This is a genomic window from uncultured Shimia sp., assembly GCF_913054185.1.
In the GTDB taxonomy this organism is placed as follows: domain Bacteria; phylum Pseudomonadota; class Alphaproteobacteria; order Rhodobacterales; family Rhodobacteraceae; genus Shimia.
This window is the reverse complement of record NZ_CAJXIV010000010.1, coordinates 35,059-57,707: the sequence shown is the minus strand read 5'-3', so window position 1 is coordinate 57,707 and position 22,649 is coordinate 35,059. Positions and strand designations below refer to the sequence as shown.

The following is a 22,649-nucleotide window of genomic DNA, read 5'->3' as shown; positions in this document are numbered from 1 at the left end:
TGGTCAGCCCCGCGTGTCCAGCAGGGCCACTTGCAACGCTGCGCGGCGGGCGGTGTCTTCCAGACCCACGGCGCGGAAAGTGGCCAGCGCTTCGGTCAAGGCGCCTAGATTGCCAGCGGCACCGTCATCCATCAGTTCCATGGCGGTCAGCAGGCTTTCGCCCAATTGGCCACGCGCGAGCATGGTGGAGATTTCCTGTGGCACGCCGGCGTCGTGAAAGGCGTCGGCGATGGCACGGTGGACCGGATCAGTGGGTTTGCGCGGGGGCGAGCCAAGGGCAAGTCCGGCCAGGAAATCCCGTGGGCCGGAGCGGGCGGCGCGTTCGTAGTCTGACGACAGCAAAGCAATGTCACGGGCAAGCCGCGCGGTGACGCCTTGCAGCGGCAGTTGCAACAAATCGGGGCCGTAGAGGCGTGCGAATGGCACTTCAAGGTGGACCTGTTGCATCGCCGCCCAGGCTTGCGGAAGCGTGTCGGACACGTCGCGCAGATCCTGTTTGGTGACTGCGCGATCAAAGGCTTGCACGGCGGCGACACGGTCCCAGATCATGCCAGATGCTGATGGCGAGCTTTCGGTGTAGAAGCCAAGCAGGGCGTTTTCGTGTAGGGCCGAGGTGCGCGCGAGGCGTTCGGCGGCCTCCAACTGGGCTTTCCAACCTGCGGTGTCGCGGAGGTCTGCGTGGGCGTAGGGGCGTGGTAGGCGGGCGGCGGTTTGGCCTTCGCCAATCGCTTCATAAAGTCGAAATTTGAGCGGGTCAGGCCCGTTGGCAGCGACCAAGAGTGGCTCGCCCTCAAACAATTCGGGATCGAGAAAACGCAGAAGGAGCGCGTCCATTTCCTCTGATATCAGACCTAAGGCCTTGGCTGTGTCCAGTGTCAGAGCAGCGGCGCGCCAATCGCCAGCACGGGCGGTGCAGAAAATACGGGAGGCATAATCAGTCGCCAGATGGGGGGCGGCCATAAGAGCTTCGCAGGCGTGGGTTTCTTGGCCCATAAGTAGGGTCACATCAAACCAACGCGTGAACAGCGACGGGTTGGTGGGACCAGCGCGCTCCAGCAGGGCTTCAGCCTGTTCCAGGGCGCCCATGTCAACCAGTTTGTCTACACGGGCCAGTAGCAACTCGTTGGTGACGCCGGTTTCGCGCGGGGCGTCCGCTTCGGCCAACAGCAACGTGTAGAGCAATGCCTGCATTGCAGGCAGAACTTCGGGGCGTTGGGCCGCGACCAGACCGCTGAGTGTGTCAGCATCAGAGGCTGACCACAGTGACGCGGGCAGGCCGGTCACATTAGAGGGCAACAGACCGACGGCGTCCTGCGAGGTTTCAGACAGCGGACTGACGTTGATGGCGGGGGTGGCGACGCCTTCGCTGACCGGGGCTTCGTTGAGCGGTAACCCCATGTCCAGGGTCACAGTTGGGGTGTGGTCGAGCCACTCGATCGCTGAAAGCGGCGCGTGCTGGGCATGCAGGGCGCCGGTGCTCAGAAGGAGCGCGGCGAAGCTGTTGCGGACTGGGCGTGTCACCCTATTGGCCCGTTAATTCCAGAGGGATGCGTACCTCGGACTGCTGGGCGGAGAAATCCGCGCCAAAGATCGGCCCAAGATAGGCGTAAGCCACCAGCGCAACTGCTGCCAATACCACCAGAAACAACAAGGCCCGAAAGAGTCTGCCCATAATATCCTCGATTATCCTGCCTGCTTTTTTTCAACTTATAACTGGCCTTTCCAGCAAGATCACGTCATTCAATGCGCAAACCTAACTTTTGGGCAAGGCTTAGCCGATTGCGGGCATTTGATGAGTTATGATTTGAAGAAGACCGTTGTGTTCGTTGGCATGATGGGGGCGGGAAAAACAGCTGTTGGCAGGGCGTTAGCAGCCAAACTTGATGTGCCTTTCATCGATTCCGATGCGGAGATCGTGAAGGCCGCCAACATGAGCATTGCCGAGATTTTTGAGCGAGACGGAGAGGCGTTTTTCCGCCTAAAGGAGAGTCAGGTGATTGCGCGGCTTCTGGAGGAAGAGCGCTGTATCCTGTCGACTGGGGGGGGTGCCTATCTGGCAGAAGGCAACCGTGCGGAGATTTCCGAGCGCGGTGTCGCGGTGTGGTTGGACGCGGATGTGGAGCTGCTGTGGAACCGGGTGAAACACAAAGACACCCGGCCGCTGTTGCGCACGGACAATCCACGCAAAACTTTGGAAGAGATTTTTGAGGCACGGGTGCCTTTGTATAGTCTGGCGGATGTGCCGGTGAAGGCAGACGCTGGGTTGAGCATTGAAGAAATGGCAGATCGGGTGGCGCAGGCGTTGTTGGACGCGCGCCCCGACGTTTTGGCGGAGACATAAGCCGTGATGGAAACCGTACATGTGGGCCTTGAGGGCCGGGAATATGACATTCACATCGGGCCGGGGCTGCTGGCAAAATCTGGCGCGCTGATTGGGCCAATGCTGGCACGCAAGCAGGTTTGCGTGGTGACGGATGAGAATGTTGCGGCGTTGCATTTGGAAACGTTGCGCGACGGGCTGGCGGCGGATGGCATTGCAATGGAAGCGTTGGTGTTGCCTGCGGGCGAAAGCACCAAGAGCTGGGTCTATCTGGAGCAGACAGTTGAGTGGCTGTTGTCGCAACGGGTTGAACGCAAGGACCTGGTTGTTGCGCTTGGCGGTGGAGTGATTGGTGATCTGACAGGGTTTGCGGCAGCTGTATTGCGTCGCGGTGTCGGCTTTGTGCAAATCCCGACCAGCCTGTTGGCGCAGGTGGACAGTTCCGTGGGGGGCAAGACCGGCATCAACAGCCCCTTGGGCAAAAACCTTGTGGGCGCATTCCATCAACCGCGATTGGTGCTTGCCGATATTGACGTGCTGGGCACGCTGACGCCGCGCGATTTCCTTGCCGGATATGGTGAGGTGGTGAAATACGGGATGTTGGGTGACGCCACTTTCTTTGAGTGGTTGGAAGCGCAAGGGCCTGCGTTGGCGACCGGTGATGAGGCGGCGCGGATTGCGGCGGTGAAACGCTCCTGTGAGATGAAAGCCGAGATTGTGGTGCGTGATGAGACCGAGCAAGGGGATCGCGCCTTGCTCAACCTGGGGCACACGTTCTGTCACGCGCTGGAGGCGGCAACCGGCTATGGCGACCGCCTGCTGCATGGTGAAGGCGTGGCCGTGGGCTGCGCGCTGGCGTTTGAATTGTCGATGCGTTTGGGGCTTTGCGCGCAAGAGGCGCCAAGCCGGGTGCGCGAGCATCTGCGCGCCATGGGCATGAAGGTGGACCTGAAGGACATCGACGGTGGGTTGCCGGATGCCGACGGGCTGCTCGACCTGATGGGGCAGGACAAGAAGGTCGTGGACGGCCAGCTGCGCTTCATTTTGGCGCGTGGGATTGGCGAGGCTTTTGTGACCGCAGATGTGCCGCGTGATGTGGTGCGCCAATTGTTGGCAGAAGAGCTGGCACGGCGGTAAACTTAACCGAAGCGGAAGTTGAAAGGCCGACCCATTGGGTCGGCTTTTTTGTTATTTGGCAGCGATTTGTACGAGGTTGGAAATCATCCGCGTGGCACTGGCCATGTCTTGCACAGAGACCCATTCCAACGGGCCGTGGATTTCCATCATGCCGGTGTAGAGATTGGGGCAGGGCACGCCCAGCTCAGTCAGGCGGGAGCCGTCGGTGCCGCCGCGGATGGGTACGGATTCAGGATCAAAGCCTTCGGTGCGGATGGCCTTGCGGGCCAGCTCCACTGGGGTCATGTCGTTTTCCAGCCAATAGCGCATGTTGCGATATTGTTTGGTGATGTCGCAGGTCACTTTGGAGCCGGGGAAATCCGCTTCGGCTTTGACGCAGGCGGCTTTCAGGCGGGTGGCCTGCGCCTCGAGGTCGTCCATTTCAAAGGCCCGCAGGATGAAGCGCAGTGTGACTTCACTGCTGCCGCCGTCCTGGGCGTAGACATGGGTGAAGCTTTCTCGGCCGGAGGTGGTCTCCGGGGTGGTGCCGGGCTCGTCCAGCTCGGAGACAATCTGTGCTGCCACATGCAGGGCATTGGTCATCTTGTCTTTGGCGTAGCCGGGGTGGGCAGAGGTGCCGGTGATGGTGACCACAGCGCCGTCGGCGGAGAAGGTTTCATACTCCATGGTGCCGCGTTTGGCGCCGTCCAGCGTGTAGGCGAAGTCGACGCCAAAATCGGCGGGCAGGTCGGCATGCACGCCTTTGCCAATTTCCTCGTCCGGAGTGAAGGCGATGCGGACCTTGCCGTGTTTCAGGCCTTGTGTGGTCAGCAGATGCTCGGCCATGGTCATGATGATGGCGACGCCGGCTTTGTCGTCTGCACCAAGAAGCGTGAGGCCGGAGGCGGTGATGATGTCTTCGCCTTCTTTTCCTGCAAGGTAAGCAGACGTCGACGGGTTCAGCACCAGATCCGGGTTATCCGGGTAGGAGATGTCGCTGCCGTCCCAATTGGCAATAACGCGGGGTTTTACGTCAGTGGCGTTGAACTGTGGTGCGGTGTCGACATGGGCGCAAAAGCCGATTGTGGGGGCGGTTTCGACAGTGCCGGGCACAGTTGCGAGAACCACGCCATAGGAGGTTAACTCCACATCCGAGGCGCCAATGCGCTCGAGTTCTGCCACCAGATGGCGGGAGACGTCGAGTTGGATGTCTGTGGAAGGGATGCTCGCGGAGTGCTCATCTGATTGGCTGTCGATGGCACAGTAGGCGACCAGTCGGTCGATGAGTTGCTGGTCAAAACTTGTTTGGTCGCTCATTTCGGGTCTCGCTGAATGATCGTTCACTTGTGCATGACATTGGAAGATGTTGGCGACGGTGTAAAGATAGGCAGGGGGTGGCGCACAATAAAAAAGAGGTCGCCTTAGGGCGACCTCTGAAACAGTGTTGTTTGGTGTGACTTAGAACGGGATTTCGTCGTCCATGTCGCGGCTCGGCGCTGGACCGCCCTGGTTGTTGCCGCCGCCGCCACCGAAGTTGCCGCCGCCACCACCTTGATCGTAACCGCCGCCGTAGCCGCCGCCACCTTGGTCATAGCCACCACCGCTGCTGCCGCCGCCAAAGCCACCGCCGTCACCACCGCCGCCGGAACGGCCGTCGAGCATGGTCAGAACGCCGTCAAAGCCTTGCAGCACCACTTCGGTGGAGTAGCGGTCCTGACCGGATTGATCCTGCCATTTGCGGGTTTGCAATTTGCCTTCGACATAAACCTTGGAGCCTTTGCGCAGGTATTGCTCAGCAATGCGCACGAGACCTTCCTGGAAGATGGCGACGGAGTGCCATTCGGTGCGCTCTTTACGCTCGCCGGTGTTGCGGTCTTTCCATGTCTCAGAGGTGGCAATGCGCAGGTTGCACACTTTGCCGCCGTTCTGGAAGGAACGCACCTCAGGGTCGCGCCCCAGGTTGCCAATGATAATTACTTTGTTCACCGATCCGGCCATGCGCCTATGTCTCCCACGGATTCTTTCTCTGGATTTGGGGCACCATACACCACTGCGGGGGATGAATGGGAAGCGGTTTCTCCCATTCCAAAGGAGGAAACTTGTGGATAACCTGAGGCGGGAAAGACGCGGAACGCGCGGGATTTTGCCAAGCGGTATGCTGTGGTCTGGAAAAATCCCTGCAATTTGATTAAGAAGGCCGCAAAAGCAGGGTGGAGCAGGCGCACATGGCGCGCAGAATTTTGGGACTCGCAATTGGATTGGCCTTGGTTTCAGGGCCGGTGGCGGCACAAAGCCTGTCGACCAAATCCAATGCGCGGCTGTTCAAAAACCAGACAAAAGTGCTGGATGGGCGGGCGTCTGAGCAATACCGCAATTCCGTGCGGCTAAAACCCAAACCCGTGATCACCCCCTCCAAATGGGGCTCCGGAAGCTACAATGGCAAGTATCGCGGGCCGTATCTGGTGATGGCGCAAGAAGCAGCATTGTTGCATGGGGTGCCGGTAGATCTTTTCCTGAAGCTGGTGCAACAGGAAAGCAATTGGAACGCCAAGGCCAAATCGCACAAGGGTGCTTTGGGGTTGGCACAGTTGATGCCACAAACCGCGCGCCTGTTGCGGGTGGACCCACATGATCCGCAGCAAAACTTGGAAGGTGGCGCGCGCTATCTGAAGCAGCAGTATCAAAAGTTTGGCAGTTGGCGTTTGGCTTTGGCGGCCTATAACGCGGGGCCTGGTGCGGTGGAGAAATATGGCGGCGTGCCGCCTTATGCGGAGACCCGCAATTACGTGCGAGTCATTTGGGGCGGGTAAGCCTTTTTACCTCAGAAGCACTACCGACCGTGGGCCTGTTTGCGCACCTGACTTGGGGCGGCACCGAAGTGCTGTTGGCAGAACCGCGTGAAATAGGCCGCGCTGCCAAACCCAAGGGAATCAGCCACACGTTTGATGGGCAGGTCGCTGTCCAAGAGTAGGCTGCGGGCGCGGTGTTGGGTCATTTGTGACAACATTTCCGCAGCAGTCAGCCCGGCGGCTTGGCGACAGACACGGGTCAGATGTGTTGGGGTGATCTCAAGTTGATCGGCATACCAGGCCATGGGGCGGCCGCTGGTGTATTCCGCGGCTAAAATATCACAGAAGCGGCGCACAATGCGTTCTGAGGCGCGGGTTGGTGGCGGTGGTCCGGCCTCTTGCAGATCACGGCGTAACGCGACGGAAAGCAGGCGGGCGTGGGCATTTAAAGCCTCGGCCATAAAGGGGCGCTTGTCGTGTAATTCACGACGCAGAGCGTCCAGAATGGCGGTGAATTCGGCTTGTTCGGTGCCGTCCTGCAATCGCAGATGTTGGGCGCGGTCGGGCAGGGTCACCCGACCGTCATCCGGGATCAACATGGCCAAACCCTGGACCTGAAGGCCAAGTTCAAACGACAGCAGTTTGCCAGCGGGGACAAAAATCGCGTTGTGCGCCCCAAAGCCGCGGCGCAGACCATGCAATAAAACGCGCCCTTGGCCGCGGGTGGTCCACAATAAGATGTGATGGGACCGCACGTGTAATTGCTCAAGCATCCAAGGGGCGCCTTTAGTCAGGCCGGCAAGAGTTTCTACACGAATTTGTGGTAAGGGTTGATCTGCCAAAACAGGGCGTGACGGCGAAGGCGCCGCCACAGGTGCTGCTAGCTTACGCGCGGCACCAGACATGCCGCCCATGCCTGATTTGGTCATAAATGACGGGATATGTAAATTTTTATCGGTCATCTTGCGGTGGATTAAGCGCAGGATGTGCGATTCGAGCAAGTGAAGACTTGTCGTTGTTTTGTGCCGTCTTGCGAAAATTTGCGGAAATTAGATACCTGCGGGCGTGTGGTGATGCCAAGATTTCATCTTTGAGCGGAACCAGGTGCGTTGACGTTTGGCAAATTGCCGGGTGGCAATTGTGGCGCGTTCGCGGGCGGTTTCCAGATCAATTTCACCGCGCAGATGCGCGATGAGTTCGGGCGCTCCGATGGCTTTTGCGGAGAGGTGTGTCGGGTCAAAGATCGAAAGGTTGGCTTGTGCCTCGTCCAAAGCACCCTGTTCCAACATGAGGTCAAACCGCCGGGCAATCCGGGCGTTGAGCCAGTCTTTTGGGGCGTCAAAGACAATCGGTGTTGTGTCGGCTAGGGGCAACATAGGTGGCGGGGTGTTGTCTTGCCAGTCAGCCATTGCACGGCCGGTGGCGGTGAGCACTTCCCAAGCGCGCTGCACGCGCATTGGGTTGTGCGTGTCGATCCGGGCCGTGGTTTCAGGGTCAAGTTCGGCAAGTAGGGCTTGGAAGCCTTCGGCTGCAACGCGTGCGTTGGCGTGCTCGCGCAGGTCCGGTGGCGTGGCGGGGATGTCCGCCAGACCTTGTGTCAGGGCTGTGAAGTATAAGCCCGTGCCACCAACAATGATGGGGCGGGAGCCGTTGGTCAGAAGCGGCGCCACCTCGCGCAGCCAATGGCCAACCGAATATTCCGCGTCATGCGGAATATGGCCATAGAGCAGGTGCGGTGCCGCGGCCTCGTCGGCTGCTGAGGGGCGCGCGGTCAGCACACGCCAGTTGTCAAACACCTGAATCGCATCGGCATTTATGATCACACCACCTTGTGTTTGTGCGATCTCCAGAGCAAGGGCACTTTTGCCGCTGGCGGTGGGGCCTGCAACCAATACGGGCTGATCGGCGGCGATGGGCGGCAGTTGTGACATGAGGGTGACCTGACTTTGCGCTTACTTTTGTCGGTTATTCCCAACTCTCGCATTGAACCTGCGGGCGTTTTCCGACATTTTGCGTCCAATCCTAAAACGATGCGCAGATGGAGTGCAACATGAGCGACGACACCGCCCCCGCCGACGCCACTTATAACCGTGTGATGTTGAAGATTTCGGGGGAGGCGTTGATGGGAGACCAAGGCTACGGCCTGCACCCGCCCACAATTGCGCGCATTGCCAAAGAAGTGCAGTCGGTTCACGACATGGGTGTGGAGATCTGCATGGTGATAGGTGGCGGCAATGTGTTCCGTGGCTTGTCAGGTGCTGCGCAGGGAATGGAGCGCACCACTGCGGACTACATGGGTATGTTGGCAACGGTGATGAACGCGCTGGCAATGCAGAGCGCGCTGGAAGAGTTGGGTGTGTTTACCCGCGTGATCAGCGCCATCCGTATGGATGAGGTGGCTGAGCCTTACATCCGTCGCCGCGCTGTGCGCCACCTAGAGAAAAAACGTGTGTGCATCTTTGCCGCCGGAACCGGCAACCCGTATTTCACCACCGACACTGCGGCGACGCTGCGCGCCAATGAGATGGCTTGCGAAGCCATCTTTATGGGCAAAAATGGTGTGGACGGGATTTATGACAAAGATCCGGCCGAGCATGACGACGCGGTGCGCTTTGATGAAATCACCTATGATGAGGTCCTGACAAAACGCCTGCGGGTGATGGACGCCAGTGCAATCGCTTTGGCGCGGGACAACAACCTGCCGCTGATCGTATTTCCGTTGGATGAGCCAGGTGGGTTCAAAGGTATTCTGGCTGGCCGGGGCACCTATACAAAGGTTGTCTGATCCCGTTAAGGTGATCAAGACTGCGTGACGCGGTGCCGGTGGCGCCGCAACGCGCGAAAAACACAAAAGAAAATACACAGAAGAAGAGAGCAATCTCATGTCCGAAGAGTTCGAACTTGATACCAACGACCTAACCCGCCGCATGGATGGCGCGATGGGCGCGTTGAAAACTGAATTTGCCTCTCTGCGCACAGGCCGCGCCTCGGCAAGTATGCTGGAACCGGTGATGGTGGAGGCCTATGGCTCCAAAACACCTATCAACCAGGTGGGCACTGTAAACGTGCCAGAGCCGCGCATGGTGACCATTAACGTCTGGGATAAGTCGATGGTTGGCGCAGTTGAGAAGGCGATCATGAATTCCGGTTTGGGTATCAACCCTCAGACCAACGGCACCATTGTGATGCTGCCGATTCCGGAGCTCAACGAAGAACGCCGCACCGAGTTGACCCGTGTGGCCGCGCAATATGCCGAACACGCCCGCGTGGCGATCCGCAACCTGCGTCGTGATGGCATGGACTCCATTAAGAAAGCCAAATCGAATGGTCTGTCTGAGGACGATCAGAAGATTTGGGAATCTGAAGTTCAGGAGATGACCGACAGCTACATCAAGCAGATCGACGGCGCGCTTGAGAACAAGCAATCCGAGATCATGCAGGTCTGAAGCAACATGGGTGACGAGATTCCCGCGACCGGCCCTCGGCATGTGGCCATTATCATGGATGGCAACGGCAGGTGGGCGCAGGCCCGCGGTCGCCCGCGGTTATTTGGGCATCACGCCGGGGCCAAGCGCGTCAAGGAGATTGTACGCGCCTGCGGCCCCTTAGGTGTTGAATATTTGACAATATTTGGGTTCTCGACCGAGAACTGGAAACGCACACAGGCGGAAGTGGCGGGCTTGATGAGCCTGTTTCGCCAGTACATTCGCAAAGAAGCTCGCGGGCTGAAGGCGGAAGGTGTGCGGGTGCGGTTTATTGGCGACCGGCCTCGGCTGGATGCGAAGCTGCGCGCGTTGATGGACGAGCTCGAAGAACTTACTGCTGAGAATGACGGTGTGAACCTGACCATTGCGCTGAACTATGGTGGCCGGGACGAGGTGGCTCGCGCGACGCAACGCTTGGCGCAGGATGTGGCGAATGGCTCATTGGCACCGGAAGATGTGAACGAAGAGACGTTGCCGAAGTATCTGGACACACATGTGTTGCCGGATCCTGATCTGGTCATTCGTACGAGTGGGGAAGCCCGGATATCCAACTTCTTGTTGTGGCAGTCGGCTTATGCCGAATACGAATTTATTGACACGTTATGGCCGGATTTCTCCAAAGAGGAGTTCCGCAAACTGGTGGACGCTTATGCACGACGCGACCGTCGCTTTGGCACGGTGACAGTGTGAGCGGTGCGGCTGGTAAATGGGGTGATTTGTTGCCTCGGACTCTGTCAGCAGTGGTGCTGCTTGGCGTGGGCGGATTGGCGATCTGGCAAGGCGGCTTTCTGTTCCATGAATTTGTCGTAATCATTTGCGGTGGCATGGTTTGGGAGTTGACCCGGATGATGTCTGGTGGCGACCAAAAAGTGTCGCTGTCGATGGGGGCGTTGGCCGCTGTGGTCATGTTCCTGACTGACTTTGTACCCGGTCAGGCGGTCTTACCGATGTTGCTCGCGGTGCCATTGGCAGGGGCTGGGCAAATCAAGAAAGATCGTGGAGTTTACGTAGCTTATGCGGCGGGGCTCATGTTGGCTTGCTATGGGTTGATTGTGCTGCGTGACGTGCGTGGCGCCTATTGGGTGATCTGGCTGGTGTCGGTTGTTGTGGCAACTGATGTGGCAGGCTACTTCGCGGGACGCATTTTCGGCGGGCCGAAATTTTGGCCAAAAGTCAGCCCGAAGAAGACTTGGTCAGGCACTATGGCCGGCTGGGTAGCTGCAGCATGTGTGGGCCTGGCTTTTGGCGGCACGCCTTTGATTATTCTGTCAGTGCTGACGGCATTTGCCTCACAAATGGGTGATGCTGCAGAGAGTGCAATCAAACGTCGGACAGGCATTAAAGACAGTTCGAATCTCATTCCTGGTCACGGCGGCTTGCTCGATCGGTTTGATGCCATGTTGGGCGCAGCACTTTTGGTGTTGGTGCTGGGCGCCGTGTTGGGGCTGCCGGCAACATGAGAAAAATTTCCATTTTTGGAGCTACCGGGTCGATTGGGCAAAACACCATCGACCTGATCCGACGCGATCCTGACAGCTATGACGTGGTGGCGTTGAGCGGGGGGCAAAACATTGCCCAATTGGCGGCAGACGCGCGCGAATTGAGCGCAGATATCGCCGTGACAGCGGATGAGGCGCGGCTTGAAGAGCTTCGTGTTGCGTTGGACGGCAGTGGCGTTGAGGTTGCAGCGGGTGCAGCAGCGATCCGCGAGGCGGCGGCGCGGCCTGCGGATTGGGTGATGAGTGCCATTGTTGGCGCGGCGGGGCTGGCACCGGGATTAGTGGCGCTGGAGCAGGGCGCGACGTTGGCATTGGCCAACAAGGAATCGCTGGTCACAGCTGGTCAGCTGATCATGGGCACCGCCGCGAAACACAATGCGCGTATCCTGCCAGTGGACAGTGAGCATTCGGCGATTTTCCAAGGTCTGATTGGCGAAGACATGGCGGCTGTGGAACGAATTATTATCACCGCCAGCGGTGGTGCGTTCCGAGATTGGACGCTAGAAGATATGGCGCGCGCAACGCCGGAGCAAGCCAGCAGCCATCCCAACTGGAACATGGGGCAGCGGATCACGGTTGACAGCGCATCCATGTTCAATAAGGCGCTCGAGGTCATTGAGACCAAAGAATTTTTTGGCTGTGCACATGAGCAAATTGAGGTGCTGGTGCATCCGGAATCGTTGGTGCATGCGCTGGTTGGGTTTAACGACGGTGCATTGATGGCGCATGTTGGCCCTCCGGATATGCGTCATGCAATTGGCTTTGCGTTACATTGGCCGGAACGCAAGACACTACCAGTGGAACGGTTGGACCTCGCTAAGATTGGCGCGCTGCATTTTCGAGAACCGGATCTGCAAAGGTATCCGGCGCTGCGTTTGGCACATGATGTGCTGGAACTTGGTGGACACGCCGGAGCCATTTTCAACGCGGCCAAGGAGCGTGCGCTGGATGGGTTCCTCGCTCATCGCATTGGGTTTTTGCAGATGGCAGAGGTGGTCGAAGAGGTTTTGACACAGCTTTCTCCATCACATTGCCGCAAGAATGCCGAAATGACCCTTGATACGGTTATGGAAACCGACCATCTGGCTCGCAAGACGGCCGATCAGGTCATGCAAAAATTGGCATAACGCCCCAGAAAGAGGACGACCCCTTTGGATATTTCATCGCTGATTTCCGGTATTGGTGGCGGCGGCCTGACCGTGTTGTGGTTTGTGTTGGCCCTGTCGATCATCGTCGCGATCCATGAGTATGGCCACTACATCGTTGGCCGATGGAGCGGGATTGGCGCGGATGTGTTCAGCCTTGGTTTTGGTCCGGTGATCTGGTCACGCTATGACAAACGTGGCACCAAATGGCAGATCGCGGCCATTCCCCTGGGCGGATACGTGAAGTTTAAAGGTGACGCCAATGCCGCAAGCGGCAAAGATGGCGAGGCCATGGCGGAGTTGACCGAAGAAGAACGGCGCCACACCATGCATGGTGCGCCATTGTGGGCGCGGGCGGCAACTGTTCTGGCGGGGCCTGTGTTCAACTTCATTCTGTCGATCATCATTTTCACCGGTGTGATGATGTTCAACGGTCAGATTGGCAGCAAGCTGATTGTTGGCGAGATCTGGGATTTGCCGGACGCACCGTACGAGTTGCAACAAGGCGATGTTGTGACCGCGATTGGGGGGGCTGAGATCCCGTCGTTTGATGATCCGGAAGCCTTTGATGGCTTTGCCAAAGCAATGCCAAAAGAGGCGGTGCTAAGCTATACGGTTGAGCGCAGCGGGGAGACGTTGGACGTGTCCGGGCCGTTTTTGTATCCGCCGATGGTGCAGTCTTTGGCCCCACGTTCGGCAGCTTATAACGCTGGCCTGGAAGTTGGCGACGTGTTCACCGCGATTGATGGCAAGCCGATTGTGGCCTTCTCCCAGCTCAAGGAAGCTGTTGAAGGTGGGGAAGGGGCCACATTGGCACTGACTGTGAACCGGGCTGGCACGCTGGATCAGTTTGACCTGACACCCCGTCGGGTCGACGAGCCACAGGCTGATGGTGGGTTTGTCACGCATTGGCGGATTGGCATTGGTGGCGGGCTGGCATTTGATCCAGCGACAGAGACTTTGCCCGCGGGCGAGGCATTTATGGCTGGTGTGCGTCAGACCGGTCGGATCATGGAAGGGTCCGTGAGCGGACTATATCATATGATCACCGGCGCGATCAGCAGCTGTAATCTGTCTGGACCTGTTGGGATTGCGCAGACCTCTAGCGCGATGGCAAGCCAAGGGGCGCAGAGCTTTATTTGGTTCATTGCTGTGTTGTCGACGGCAATTGGCCTGCTGAATCTGTTCCCGATTCCGATGCTGGATGGCGGACATCTGGTATTTTACGCCTATGAAGCCGTGACCGGGAAGCCCCCTGCAGACGGTGTGCTGCGCATTCTTATGACGGCAGGTTTGGTGTTGGTTTTGAGCATGATGGTGCTTGGACTGACCAACGATTTGTTCTGCCCGTAACGTGATTTTGGGCGCGGCTTTGCAGGTTGCGCCCAATTTTTGCCCAATTCCTACGGTAGAGTTAGCACGTAGGTAAGAATTGGGTTTGGAACTATGCATACAATCGAAGACGGATACCGCGCAGTTGGTTTGCTCATCGACATCAACTGGGAACGTCTGTTGTTCCCAACGGCGATCATCGCCGGGTTGTCACTTGGCTCTTACATCGGCACGATGATCATGAACGGTGGCTTGTACTGACGCCAATTGAGCGGAACGGGGCCGACACACCATATTATGTGGTGCAACAGGCCTCATCCGCTATTGGTGCTGAAACGGCGCAGGCTGATTCTCTTTGATCAAAGGCCAATGCTGTTTTGACATCAGCCCTCAGACCCGATAGTCACAATCCAACTGGGATGTACTGCGGAGTTTGGGAATGACCAAACAATCGAGGGCTTTGGCAATCGCCAAAGACGGGGAAGAGGTGCAGAATCGGCGCCTCTTAACAGCGTTTTTCTTTGCAATTTTTGCGGTTGTGATCGCGTTGCCAACTTTTGGTCGCGCACAAACGTATAATTTCAGCTCCATTCGGGTGGAAGGCAATCAGCGGATCGAAGACGCCGCGGTGGCCAATTACGCCGCAATTCCGCGGGGCACGGCTGTTACGGCTGGTCAGGTGAATGCAGCGTATCAGCGTGTTCTAGCAAGTGGCGTGTTTGAAACCGTTGAAATAATTCCAAGTGGCAGCACCCTTGTCATCAAGGTGACGGAGTACCCAACAATCAACCGCATCAACTTTGAGGGCAACAAGCGTCTCAAGGATGAGGCGCTTTCACAGTTGGTGGAATCTGAAACCAGACGGGTTTTGAACCCATCTGTTGCAGAGCGAGACGCAGCGCGCATCACTCAAGCCTATTCTGAGCAGGGCCGCTTGGCCGCGCGCGTGAACACCCGTGTCATTCGCCGAAGTGATAACCGCGCTGATCTGATTTTTGAAGTGTTCGAAGGTGGCGTGGCCGAAATTGAGCGCATTGGCTTTGTGGGCAATCGCAACTTCAGTGATAATCGGTTGCGTCGTGTTTTGGCGACCAAACAGGCCGGACTGCTGCGGGCGTTCTTTAAGCAAGATACCTTTGTGAATGATCGCATCGAGTTTGATAAACAGGTGCTGCGCGATTTCTATCTGTCGCGTGGGTATGTCGACTTCCGCACTGTGGGTGTAAACGCGGAATTGTCTCGTGAGCGGGACGGCTATTTCCTGACATTCAACATCGAGGAAGGGCAGCAGTTCAAGTTTGGCAATATCACCGCAACAAGCGAAATTGATGGTGTGGATGCGCAGGCCTATTTGGACACGCTACGTCTGAAGCCTGGTGTGGTGTATTCTCCAACGCTGGTGGAAAACTCGATTTCCCGGATGGAGCGGTTTGGCCTGAAGCAGGGGCAAGACTTTCTGCGGGTGGATCCTCGGATTTCGCGCAACGATCGTGATTTGACGCTTGATGTGGATTTTGTGCTGACCAAAGGTCCGAAGATCTTTGTCGAGCGCATCGACATCGAAGGTAACACAACCACTCTGGACAAGGTGATCCGGAACCAGTTCCGCATTGCCGAAGGTGACCCGTTTAACCCACGTGAAATACGTGAAAGTGCGGAGCGCATCCGTGCACTTGGGTTCTTCACGGTGGCTGATGTGAATGCGCGCGAAGGCAGCACTCCAAGCCAGGTGATTGTGGACGTGGATGTCGAAGAACAGCCCACAGGCTCGCTGGCACTGGGTGGTACCTACTCGACCAACGACGGGATTGGACTCGTTGTGCGGTTCAACGAAGCAAACTTCCTGGGTCGTGGTCAGAGTTTTGGACTGTCCTTCTCCACTTCGTCAGACATCAAAGATTACAGCCTGTCGTTTGCGGAACCCGCGTTCTTGGGACGCAACTTGACCGCTGGATTTGGGTTCTTCTACAAAGAGTTCGAGCCTAGTGAGGCGCGTTTTACAAATACAGTTGGTGAGTTTTCTCCATACCTTGGTTTTGAACTGGGCGAATACTCCAATATGCAGCTGCGCTATAAGTTGGAACGGTCTGACATTACCGTTGAGAGCGCAAATGCGGTGCCAGGTTCGATTATCGATGCTGAAGCGTCACGTGGAGAACTCTGGAAAAGTTCCGTCGGATACACTTACCGCTATGACACACGTCGGCGTGGCCTAGATCCAAATCGCGGGTACCTGGTGGAGTTTGGCCAGGACTTTGGCGGGCTTGGCGGCGACTATACCTTTGTGTCGACAACTGCGCGTGCGGTTGCCGAATCCAAAGTGTGGCATGAGGAAGTGACCTTGCGCGCCACGTTGCAAGGCGGGGCTTTGTACTCTCCAAATGGCGACAGCCGAATTGATGACCGCTACATCGTCAGCAATCGGGACATTCGCGGTTTTGAACCTTACGGTCTTGGTCCGCGGGAGCGTTCTGCGGATGGATCTGTGGATGACGCTTTGGGTGGTAAATACTATGCTGCGGCGCGGTTTGAAGCGGAGTTTCCATTGGGGCTGCCCGAGGAATTGGGGATCACGGGCGGTTTGTTCTATGATGTTGGCTCATTGTGGGGTTTGGACAAAACCAATGGTGTGGGCAACATCTACTACGAAGACTTCACTTTGCGTCATGTGATTGGGGCGTCGATCTTTTGGACAACGCCAATTGGTCCACTGCGGTTCAACTTCACTAAAGCCCTGCAGAAAGAAGAGTTCGACCGGGATCAGAGCTTTGACTTCACCATCAGTGCGCAGTTCTGATCTGGTATGGGTGGCAATGCATTTCGCATAATATTTCTGGTCGGGGCGCTTCTCAGCGCCCCGTTTGCCTTTGCACAAGACGCGGCATTGCCGCAGTCTCAAGTGTTGACGGTCGACAGTGACCTGATGTTCAGTCAGTCGATGTTTGGCATACGTGTGGCTCAGGAGTTGGCGGCGGATGAGTCAATTCTGTTGGCGGAGAACCGGCGCATTCAGGCGGAGTTGACGGCGGAAGAAAGAGCGCTCACTGACAAACGCGGTGAGATGGAAGCAGGCGCGTTTCGCGCAGTTGCAGAGGCGTTTGACGCGCGGGTGGTGCAGATCCGCAAAGAACAAGACCAGAAAGCCGCCAATTTGGAGCAACGTCGTCAGCGTGAGCAAGAGGCTTTTATCCGTGTTGTCAGCCCAGTTTTGACAGCGCTGATGCGGGATGCCGGGGCGAGCGTGATCCTTGAGCGTCGGGATGTTTTGCTTGGAGATCCTGCTGTGGATGTGACGTCCTTTGCGATTGAGCGTCTCAATCAAATGTTGGGCGATGGTCGGTCCAATTCCGAGCAGCCAGAAGACGAATAGAAACAAGTCTTTGGCCTTGTTTCGATGGTTTTCAAATTTGGTGGCCTTGTAAGTCATTGATTGCAGGCTGGTGCTTGCTCCTCGCGGCGCGGGTTGCTAGGGCTAGGATCAAAGTCTTAGGCCGCACGAGGAGCAAATTATGTCCGAAGATCTCAAGAGCGCCGATATCGAACTGATCCAACGGCTCATTCCACATCGCTATCCTTTCCTGCTGGTCGACAAAGTGGTTGATATCGATGGATATCAATCGGCCAAAGGCATCAAAATGGTTACGATGAACGAGCCGCATTTTCAGGGCCATTTCCCCAAAAAGCCGATCATGCCAGGGGTTACCATTGTAGAAGCTATGGCGCAGACGTCGGCCATTATGGTGGGTGTAGCACTAGATTTGGCCGACAAAGACCTATTGGTCTACTTCATGGGCATCGACAAATGTAAGTTCCGCCGCATGGTGGTGCCAGGCGACAAGCTGGAAATGAAAGTGGAAACCACCCGAGGAAAACCAGGCGGCAAAGTCTGGAAGTTTGCTGGCACCGCCACAGTTGACGGCGACGTGGCGTGTGAAGTTGAGTTTACCGCAATGATGGATTTGCCTAAGGAGTAACGCTGATGGCTATTTCTGCAAAAGCAGAGGTGCATGCCTCAGCGGTGATCGAAAACGGCGCGGTGATTTCGGACGGCTGCGTTGTTGGGCCATTTTGCGTCGTGGGTGCAAAGGTTGTTTTGCATGCCGGCGTTGAGTTGAAGTCTCATGTGGTGGTGACCGGTGACACTGAGATTGGTGCGGACACGGTGGTGTTCAGCTTCTCGGTGATTGGCGAGGTCCCACAGGATCTTAAGTTCGGTGGCGAAGACACCAAACTGGTGATTGGCGAACGCAATTGTATCCGTGAGCACGTGACGATGAACAGCGGCACCGAAGGTGGCGGTGGCGTCACGCGAGTGGGCAATGACGGGTTGTTCATGGCGGGCTGCCACATCGCGCATGATGCACAGATCGGCCACAATGTGATTGTGGTGAACTCGGCGGCCGTGGCAGGGCATTGTATCATTGAAGATGACGTGATCATCGGCGGATTGTGCGGCATTCACCAATGGGTGCGCATTGGCCGTGGCGCCATCATTGGCGCGGTCAGCATGGTGACAAACGACGTGATCCCTTATGGCTTGGTGCAAGGGCCGCGTGGCGAGTTGGACGGGCTGAACCTTGTTGGATTGAAGCGACGCGGTGTGGCACGGTCTGACATCACTGCTTTGCGGGCGGCGTTTCAGATGCTGGCGCAGGGCGAGGGGGCGTTTCAGGCGCGGGCCAAGCGCTTGGGCGAGGAGACCGACAGTGAATATGTGCAAGAGATGGTGGCCTTTATCATGGGCGACTCTGACCGTTCTTTCCTGACGCCGAGGTAAAACAATGAGCAGGCTGGCTATTCTTTGTGGCGGCGGCGCATTGCCGGTTGCGCTGGCAAACGCGCATCCGGACGCAATGTGTGTTGTCTTTGAGGGGGTCTCTCATGACATGCTCGGTGAGGTGCATTCGCATCGCTTTGAAAAGATGGGCGGGTTGTTTGAGGCGCTGAAGGATGGCGGTGTCACGCGGCTGGTGATGGCTGGAGGGCTTGGCCGCCCACCGCTGAATCCGGCGGATTTTGATGCCGGGATGATGGCAATAGCGCCGCGTTTACTGCCTGCATTGCAGGGCGGCGACGACGCCATCCTACGACTGATTATTGCGGTGTTTGAAGAGCAGGGTTTTGAGGTCGTTGGCGCGCATGAGCTGCTTGAGGGACTGACGGCGGAGGATGGATTGCTGGCCGGGCCGGAGCCGTCTGAGCAGGCCCTGCAGGATTCTAGCCGTGCGGCGGATATCTTGCTGGCCCTGTCGCCACTGGATGTGGGGCAGGGCGCAGTTGTGGCCGCGGGGCTCACACTTGGCATCGAGACGCTTCAAGGCACGGATGCGATGTTGCGGTTTGTTTCTGAAACGCCAGACCACTTGCGGCGGGGCAAAGGCGTGTTTCTGAAAGCACCAAAGCGTGGGCAAGACTTGCGGGTCGATATGCCCGCCATTGGGCCGGACACCGTGCTGGCTGCGGCCAATGCGGGTGTGGAAGGTATTGTGGTTTCAGCAGGGCGAGTGGTTGTGCTGGATCGTCCCAAAACCATGGCGGCCCTAGAAGAAACGGGGTTGTTCTTGTTGTCGCGGGTGATCTGATGAAAGTGTTTCTGGTCGCAGGCGAATTGTCGGGCGACCGACTTGGCGGGGCGCTCATGGAAGGGCTGCGCCAACTGGTGCCGGATGTGGAGTTCGCCGGGGTTGGCGGACCGCTGATGGCCGCACAGGGGCTTGAGAGCCTGTTTCCCATGGATGAGTTGAGCGTGATGGGCATTGCCGAGGTGCTGCCCAAATACCGCCATCTGGTGAAACGTATGTATCAAACTGCGGATGCAGCGCTGGATTGGCAGCCGGACGTGATGGTGACTATCGACAGTCCGGACTTCTGTCTGCGTGTGGCGCGGGAAGTGAAGGCCAAGAGCGATTTGCGCTGCGTGCATTATGTGGCGCCGTCAGTATGGGCCTGGCGTCCAAAGCGGGCCAAGAAAATAGCCAAATATGTGGATCAAGTGTTGGCACTGTTGCCGTTTGAGCCGCCTTACATGAAAGCGGTTGGTTTGCGCTGCGACTTTGTTGGACACCCGGTGGTAACAGAACCGGTGGCAACGGAAGCTGAAGTTGTTGCGTTTCGGGAAAAGCACTGGATTGGTGATGCGCCACTTCTGCTGGCTTTGCCGGGATCTCGGCGAGGGGAAGTTGACCGAATGACGCCAACCTTTGGCGAGGTGGTCGCGCGATTGGTGCACCAGAAGCCAGAATTGAAAGTTGTTGTGCCCGCCGCGGCACCAGTAGCTGATCTGGTGAAGGAGTTGGTGGCGGATTGGAAGGTTGCGCCACTAGTGCTTGACCCAAACGAAATGGACGCAGAGACCGCGCAGGCACAGAAACTTGCGGCGTTTAAAGCGGCGGATGTAGCCTTGGCGGCATCGGGCACCGTGTCGCTTGAACTTGCGGCCAGCGATACGCCAATGGTTATTGGCTATAACATGAACTGGATCAGCTGGCAGATCATCAGCCGCATGCTCTTGATTGATACGGGCACGTTGGTGAATTTGGTGGCCGAGAGTCGGGCAGTGCCGGAATTTATGGGCCCAGCGTTTCAAGCTGATGACATTGCTCCAGCGATATTGCGGGTGTTGGCGGATTCCTCTGAGCAACGCGAGGCGATGGCCTTGACGATGCAGCGTTTGGGCCGGGGGCAAGAGTTTCCCGGTTTGCGTGCAGCACGGGCGGTGTTGGATGGATTGAGCGCATGATCGACGAGCTTGGCATTGCTCTATCCGCATTGACCGCGCACGTGGCCACCAATTTGGACAACCTCGCCATCATGGTTGGGCTGATCTTGACTGTGGGGCAGTTGCGCACACTGAGCGGATTTTTGATTGCGCAGGGCATTATGCTGTCCGCCGCGTATTTTGTCTCCGCTGGGCTTGAGACAGGCTTGCCGCATCAAGTGGGCTACCTTGGGTTTATTCCGATTGGGTTGGGGCTTTATGCTTTGGTTGGGCGTTATCTGGGCGCTGATAGTAGCGCTGCGGAGCAAGTGTCCAAGTCGCGTGTGTTGGCCATTATCGCGCTTTTCCTCAGTGTGTCGTTTGACAGTTTTGCTGTGTTCACGCCATTGTTGGCGGATTCAGGGCCCAGCTACACAATGCCAATTCTGTTGGGGGCAGCGACATCTGCAGTGGCCCTGGCAGTGGGCGGCGCCATGCTGGCCTCTATGGCCCCTGCGCGGGTCTCTCGGATCGAGCGGTTGGAGTGGCTGGCGCCGTATGTGATGATAGCCATCGGACTTTATGTGGTGATCAACACAGGCACCGACATCACCTGACGGCGCGGCTCAGTAGCCGCGCCAGATCCAGCCGCCGCCAAAGATGCGGGAGCTGTCGTTGTCATAAAACACACAGGCCTGCCCGGGGGAGACACCCTCTTCTGGCGTGAGCAGCTCCACCTCGGCGGTGTCCGGTCCCGTTGGGCGCAAAATGGCGTCACGTGGCGGCCGCGTGGACCGCACTTTGACCGACATATGCCACTCCTTGCGGCTTTCAAACGGCTCGTCGCCCAGCCAGTTGATTTCCCGGACAGGAATGATGCGGGTTGATAGCAGCTCCTTGGGACCAACAACGACCTGCTTCTTGTCAACGTCAAGCTTCACCACATACAGCGGCGTGCTCAGCCCCCCAATGCCAAGGCCTCGGCGCTGTCCAATGGTGTAGTGGATCACACCGTTGTGGGTGCCAAGGACGTTGCCTTCGTTATCAACAATGTCGCCAGGTTCCGCTGCACCGGGGCGCAATTTTTCAATCACACTGGCATAGTCGCCGTTGGGAACAAAACAGATGTCTTGGCTGTCGGGTTTGTCCGCCACGGCAAGACCGTATTCGGCAGCCAAAGCGCGGGTGGAATCTTTGTTTGGCAGATGGCCCAATGGGAATCGTAGATAGTCGAGCTGCTCCGGTGTGGTGGAGAACAGGAAATAGCTTTGGTCGCGATTGGCGTCAGCGGCGGAGTGCAGCTCGGGGCCGTCTTCGCCCAGTTTGCGTTGAATGTAGTGGCCAGTAGCCATGCAATCCGCTTCCAGATCTTTGGCGGTTTCCAATAGATCTTTGAATTTCACCCGTTCGTTGCAGCGGATGCAGGGCACAGGGGTGGCGCCGCCAAGGTAGCTGTCGGCAAATTCATCGATCACGGCATCTTGGAAAATGTTTTCATAATCCAGGACGTAATGCGGAAACCCTTTTTCCTCAGCCACGCGGCGGGCGTCGTGGATATCAATCCCTGCGCAACAGGCACCTTTTTTGGCCAAAGCCGCGCCGTGGTCATAAAGCTGCAACGTCACGCCAACAACGTCATAGCCCTCGTCCGCCAATTGGGCGGCGACCACGGAACTGTCGACGCCACCAGACATGGCAACAACCACGCGGGTCTCGGATGGGGGCTTGGCGAAACCGAGCGAATTTAGGGGTGTGTCGCCATCAAGCGGCATGGTGAGTCTCTCCGGGTCAGAAGTCCAAGAGAATATAGGAAAATCTTAGACACTCTCAAGGGCTGCTTTAGGGCCTCGTTAAGTCCCATAGGCGATTATTTTCCCACCAAGAGGATGAGCGAGATGTTTTTAAAGAAAGTGGAAGGCCCCAGATGCGTGACTTTGACCGATGGTCAGGTCATGACACGTGCCGACTTGCCCCCAGCCAAAACAAAGAGATGGGTGGCATCCCGCAAAGCGGCCGTGGTGCGTGGCGTGGCCTATGGATTGATAACCAAGCGTGAAGCGCTTGAAATGTATAGCTTAAGTGAAGATGAATTTAACGAGTGGGTGACGGCAGTATCGACCCATGGGCAGGATGCGTTGAAGGCGACGGCTGTTCAAAAATATCGCTAAATCTAGCAATCTCTGTTAACCTTCCTAAATCGGTAACCAGTCGTTAACCTTTAATCGTTAAGGTTAACGACAGTAACCCTCCAACGTAAGGAAGCCGA

General features: G+C 57.3%; 25 protein-coding genes. 18 read left to right on the top strand and 7 right to left on the bottom strand.

Annotation, left to right across the window (positions count from 1 at the left end):
- Window positions 1-3 precede the first annotated feature (3 nt).
- Both QZ517_RS03955 and QZ517_RS03950 read right to left on the bottom strand, forming a co-directional pair.
- Window positions 4-1,521, bottom strand: a complete 1,518-nt coding sequence (locus QZ517_RS03955) for a hypothetical protein (RefSeq protein WP_294222451.1) — start codon at window positions 1,519-1,521, stop codon at window positions 4-6.
- A gap of 1 nt (window position 1,522) precedes the next feature.
- Window positions 1,523-1,672: a hypothetical protein gene (locus tag QZ517_RS03950; protein ID WP_294222449.1), complete on the bottom strand. Its 150-nt coding sequence runs from the start codon at window positions 1,670-1,672 to the stop codon at window positions 1,523-1,525.
- 120 nt (window positions 1,673-1,792) lie between these two features.
- Here QZ517_RS03950 and QZ517_RS03945 point away from each other — a divergent pair, with 120 nt between their 5' ends.
- Together QZ517_RS03945 and aroB are read left to right on the top strand one after the other, a co-directional pair.
- Window positions 1,793-2,341 (top strand): shikimate kinase, encoded by a 549-nt coding sequence (locus QZ517_RS03945; protein WP_294222446.1) that lies wholly within the window; start codon window positions 1,793-1,795, stop codon window positions 2,339-2,341.
- 3 nt (window positions 2,342-2,344) lie between these two features.
- A complete protein-coding gene (aroB, locus tag QZ517_RS03940; protein WP_294222443.1) occupies window positions 2,345-3,457 on the top strand; it encodes a 3-dehydroquinate synthase in 1,113 nt (370 codons plus the stop codon).
- A 51-nt stretch (window positions 3,458-3,508) separates the two neighbouring features.
- On the opposite strand, the gene pepT is transcribed toward aroB, so the two are convergent.
- Both pepT and ssb read right to left on the bottom strand, forming a co-directional pair.
- On the bottom strand, window positions 3,509-4,753 hold the full coding sequence (gene pepT, locus QZ517_RS03935; RefSeq protein ID WP_294222440.1) for a peptidase T: 1,245 nt from the start codon (window positions 4,751-4,753) through the stop codon (window positions 3,509-3,511).
- Window positions 4,754-4,894: 141 nt separating this feature from the next.
- Window positions 4,895-5,434: a single-stranded DNA-binding protein gene (gene ssb / locus QZ517_RS03930; RefSeq protein ID WP_294222437.1), complete on the bottom strand. Its 540-nt coding sequence runs from the start codon at window positions 5,432-5,434 to the stop codon at window positions 4,895-4,897.
- A 227-nt stretch (window positions 5,435-5,661) separates the two neighbouring features.
- On the opposite strand from ssb, the gene QZ517_RS03925 reads away from it, so the two are divergent.
- Window positions 5,662-6,246, top strand: coding sequence for a lytic transglycosylase domain-containing protein (locus tag QZ517_RS03925; RefSeq protein WP_294222433.1), 585 nt, complete (start codon window positions 5,662-5,664; stop codon window positions 6,244-6,246).
- A 20-nt stretch (window positions 6,247-6,266) separates the two neighbouring features.
- On the opposite strand, the gene QZ517_RS03920 is transcribed toward QZ517_RS03925, so the two are convergent.
- Entirely contained in the window at window positions 6,267-7,187 is a 921-nt protein-coding gene (locus QZ517_RS03920) for an AraC family transcriptional regulator (protein WP_294222430.1), read from the bottom strand.
- Window positions 7,188-7,274: 87 nt separating this feature from the next.
- Complete coding sequence (gene miaA / locus QZ517_RS03915; RefSeq protein ID WP_294222427.1) at window positions 7,275-8,156, bottom strand: tRNA (adenosine(37)-N6)-dimethylallyltransferase MiaA; 882 nt, start codon at window positions 8,154-8,156, stop codon at window positions 7,275-7,277.
- 119 nt (window positions 8,157-8,275) lie between these two features.
- On the opposite strand from miaA, the gene pyrH reads away from it, so the two are divergent.
- The 14 genes from pyrH to QZ517_RS03845 all read left to right on the top strand — a co-directional run bounded on the left by pyrH (window position 8,276) and on the right by QZ517_RS03845 (window position 21,000).
- The gene (pyrH, locus tag QZ517_RS03910) at window positions 8,276-9,010 is read left to right on the top strand and encodes a UMP kinase (protein WP_294222420.1); all 735 of its coding nucleotides are present in this window, start codon (window positions 8,276-8,278) and stop codon (window positions 9,008-9,010) included.
- Window positions 9,011-9,107: 97 nt separating this feature from the next.
- Entirely contained in the window at window positions 9,108-9,671 is a 564-nt protein-coding gene (frr, locus tag QZ517_RS03905; RefSeq protein ID WP_294222417.1) for a ribosome recycling factor, read from the top strand.
- A 6-nt stretch (window positions 9,672-9,677) separates the two neighbouring features.
- Window positions 9,678-10,400: an isoprenyl transferase gene (locus QZ517_RS03900; RefSeq protein ID WP_294222411.1), complete on the top strand. Its 723-nt coding sequence runs from the start codon at window positions 9,678-9,680 to the stop codon at window positions 10,398-10,400.
- 29 nt (window positions 10,401-10,429) lie between these two features.
- Window positions 10,430-11,170, top strand: a complete 741-nt coding sequence (locus QZ517_RS03895) for a phosphatidate cytidylyltransferase (protein WP_366765999.1) — start codon at window positions 10,430-10,432, stop codon at window positions 11,168-11,170.
- Window positions 11,167-12,336 carry a 1-deoxy-D-xylulose-5-phosphate reductoisomerase gene (gene dxr / locus QZ517_RS03890; RefSeq protein WP_294222404.1) on the top strand — a complete coding sequence of 390 codons (1,170 nt, stop codon included), beginning with the start codon at window positions 11,167-11,169 and terminating at the stop codon, window positions 12,334-12,336. Before QZ517_RS03895 ends, dxr begins: the two co-directional genes overlap by 4 nt.
- Before the next feature lie 24 nt (window positions 12,337-12,360).
- Window positions 12,361-13,707, top strand: coding sequence for an RIP metalloprotease RseP (gene rseP, locus QZ517_RS03885; protein WP_294222401.1), 1,347 nt, complete (start codon window positions 12,361-12,363; stop codon window positions 13,705-13,707).
- Between the two features lie 93 nt (window positions 13,708-13,800).
- On the top strand, window positions 13,801-13,947 hold the full coding sequence (locus tag QZ517_RS03880) for a hypothetical protein (protein WP_283426365.1): 147 nt from the start codon (window positions 13,801-13,803) through the stop codon (window positions 13,945-13,947).
- Between the two features lie 178 nt (window positions 13,948-14,125).
- Window positions 14,126-16,483 (top strand): outer membrane protein assembly factor BamA, encoded by a 2,358-nt coding sequence (bamA, locus tag QZ517_RS03875; protein WP_294222395.1) that lies wholly within the window; start codon window positions 14,126-14,128, stop codon window positions 16,481-16,483.
- A 6-nt stretch (window positions 16,484-16,489) separates the two neighbouring features.
- On the top strand, window positions 16,490-17,056 hold the full coding sequence (locus QZ517_RS03870; protein ID WP_294222393.1) for an OmpH family outer membrane protein: 567 nt from the start codon (window positions 16,490-16,492) through the stop codon (window positions 17,054-17,056).
- A 139-nt stretch (window positions 17,057-17,195) separates the two neighbouring features.
- Window positions 17,196-17,660: a 3-hydroxyacyl-ACP dehydratase FabZ gene (gene fabZ, locus QZ517_RS03865; protein ID WP_294222390.1), complete on the top strand. Its 465-nt coding sequence runs from the start codon at window positions 17,196-17,198 to the stop codon at window positions 17,658-17,660.
- A gap of 5 nt (window positions 17,661-17,665) precedes the next feature.
- On the top strand, window positions 17,666-18,463 hold the full coding sequence (gene lpxA, locus QZ517_RS03860; RefSeq protein WP_294222387.1) for an acyl-ACP--UDP-N-acetylglucosamine O-acyltransferase: 798 nt from the start codon (window positions 17,666-17,668) through the stop codon (window positions 18,461-18,463).
- Between the two features lie 4 nt (window positions 18,464-18,467).
- Window positions 18,468-19,268, top strand: a complete 801-nt coding sequence (gene lpxI, locus QZ517_RS03855; RefSeq protein ID WP_294222385.1) for a UDP-2,3-diacylglucosamine diphosphatase LpxI — start codon at window positions 18,468-18,470, stop codon at window positions 19,266-19,268.
- A complete protein-coding gene (gene lpxB, locus QZ517_RS03850) occupies window positions 19,268-20,425 on the top strand; it encodes a lipid-A-disaccharide synthase (protein ID WP_294222382.1) in 1,158 nt (385 codons plus the stop codon). The genes lpxI and lpxB overlap by 1 nt, the downstream gene beginning before the upstream one ends.
- Entirely contained in the window at window positions 20,422-21,000 is a 579-nt protein-coding gene (locus QZ517_RS03845; protein WP_294222380.1) for a cadmium resistance transporter, read from the top strand. The genes lpxB and QZ517_RS03845 overlap by 4 nt, the downstream gene beginning before the upstream one ends.
- A gap of 9 nt (window positions 21,001-21,009) precedes the next feature.
- On the opposite strand, the gene mnmA is transcribed toward QZ517_RS03845, so the two are convergent.
- Window positions 21,010-22,155 carry a tRNA 2-thiouridine(34) synthase MnmA gene (gene mnmA, locus QZ517_RS03840; RefSeq protein ID WP_294222375.1) on the bottom strand — a complete coding sequence of 382 codons (1,146 nt, stop codon included), beginning with the start codon at window positions 22,153-22,155 and terminating at the stop codon, window positions 21,010-21,012.
- A 123-nt stretch (window positions 22,156-22,278) separates the two neighbouring features.
- On the opposite strand from mnmA, the gene QZ517_RS03835 reads away from it, so the two are divergent.
- Window positions 22,279-22,551 (top strand): DUF1153 domain-containing protein, encoded by a 273-nt coding sequence (locus QZ517_RS03835; RefSeq protein ID WP_283426374.1) that lies wholly within the window; start codon window positions 22,279-22,281, stop codon window positions 22,549-22,551.
- The last annotated feature ends 98 nt before the right edge of the window (window positions 22,552-22,649 follow it).

Coding starts and splice junctions, on each gene's coding strand:
- QZ517_RS03950 (WP_294222449.1), bottom strand. CDS start 1,672: ATGGGCAGACTCTTTCGGGCCTTGTTGTTTCTGGTGGTATTGGCAGCA.
- QZ517_RS03945 (WP_294222446.1), top strand. CDS start 1,793: ATGAGTTATGATTTGAAGAAGACCGTTGTGTTCGTTGGCATGATGGGG.
- pepT (WP_294222440.1), bottom strand. CDS start 4,753: ATGAGCGACCAAACAAGTTTTGACCAGCAACTCATCGACCGACTGGTC.
- ssb (WP_294222437.1), bottom strand. CDS start 5,434: ATGGCCGGATCGGTGAACAAAGTAATTATCATTGGCAACCTGGGGCGC.
- QZ517_RS03925 (WP_294222433.1), top strand. CDS start 5,662: ATGGCGCGCAGAATTTTGGGACTCGCAATTGGATTGGCCTTGGTTTCA.
- QZ517_RS03920 (WP_294222430.1), bottom strand. CDS start 7,187: ATGACCGATAAAAATTTACATATCCCGTCATTTATGACCAAATCAGGC.
- miaA (WP_294222427.1), bottom strand. CDS start 8,156: ATGTCACAACTGCCGCCCATCGCCGCCGATCAGCCCGTATTGGTTGCA.
- pyrH (WP_294222420.1), top strand. CDS start 8,276: ATGAGCGACGACACCGCCCCCGCCGACGCCACTTATAACCGTGTGATG.
- frr (WP_294222417.1), top strand. CDS start 9,108: ATGTCCGAAGAGTTCGAACTTGATACCAACGACCTAACCCGCCGCATG.
- QZ517_RS03900 (WP_294222411.1), top strand. CDS start 9,678: ATGGGTGACGAGATTCCCGCGACCGGCCCTCGGCATGTGGCCATTATC.
- dxr (WP_294222404.1), top strand. CDS start 11,167: ATGAGAAAAATTTCCATTTTTGGAGCTACCGGGTCGATTGGGCAAAAC.
- QZ517_RS03880 (WP_283426365.1), top strand. CDS start 13,801: ATGCATACAATCGAAGACGGATACCGCGCAGTTGGTTTGCTCATCGAC.
- bamA (WP_294222395.1), top strand. CDS start 14,126: ATGACCAAACAATCGAGGGCTTTGGCAATCGCCAAAGACGGGGAAGAG.
- QZ517_RS03870 (WP_294222393.1), top strand. CDS start 16,490: ATGGGTGGCAATGCATTTCGCATAATATTTCTGGTCGGGGCGCTTCTC.
- fabZ (WP_294222390.1), top strand. CDS start 17,196: ATGTCCGAAGATCTCAAGAGCGCCGATATCGAACTGATCCAACGGCTC.
- lpxA (WP_294222387.1), top strand. CDS start 17,666: ATGGCTATTTCTGCAAAAGCAGAGGTGCATGCCTCAGCGGTGATCGAA.
- lpxI (WP_294222385.1), top strand. CDS start 18,468: ATGAGCAGGCTGGCTATTCTTTGTGGCGGCGGCGCATTGCCGGTTGCG.
- lpxB (WP_294222382.1), top strand. CDS start 19,268: ATGAAAGTGTTTCTGGTCGCAGGCGAATTGTCGGGCGACCGACTTGGC.
- QZ517_RS03845 (WP_294222380.1), top strand. CDS start 20,422: ATGATCGACGAGCTTGGCATTGCTCTATCCGCATTGACCGCGCACGTG.
- mnmA (WP_294222375.1), bottom strand. CDS start 22,155: ATGCCGCTTGATGGCGACACACCCCTAAATTCGCTCGGTTTCGCCAAG.
- QZ517_RS03835 (WP_283426374.1), top strand. CDS start 22,279: ATGTTTTTAAAGAAAGTGGAAGGCCCCAGATGCGTGACTTTGACCGAT.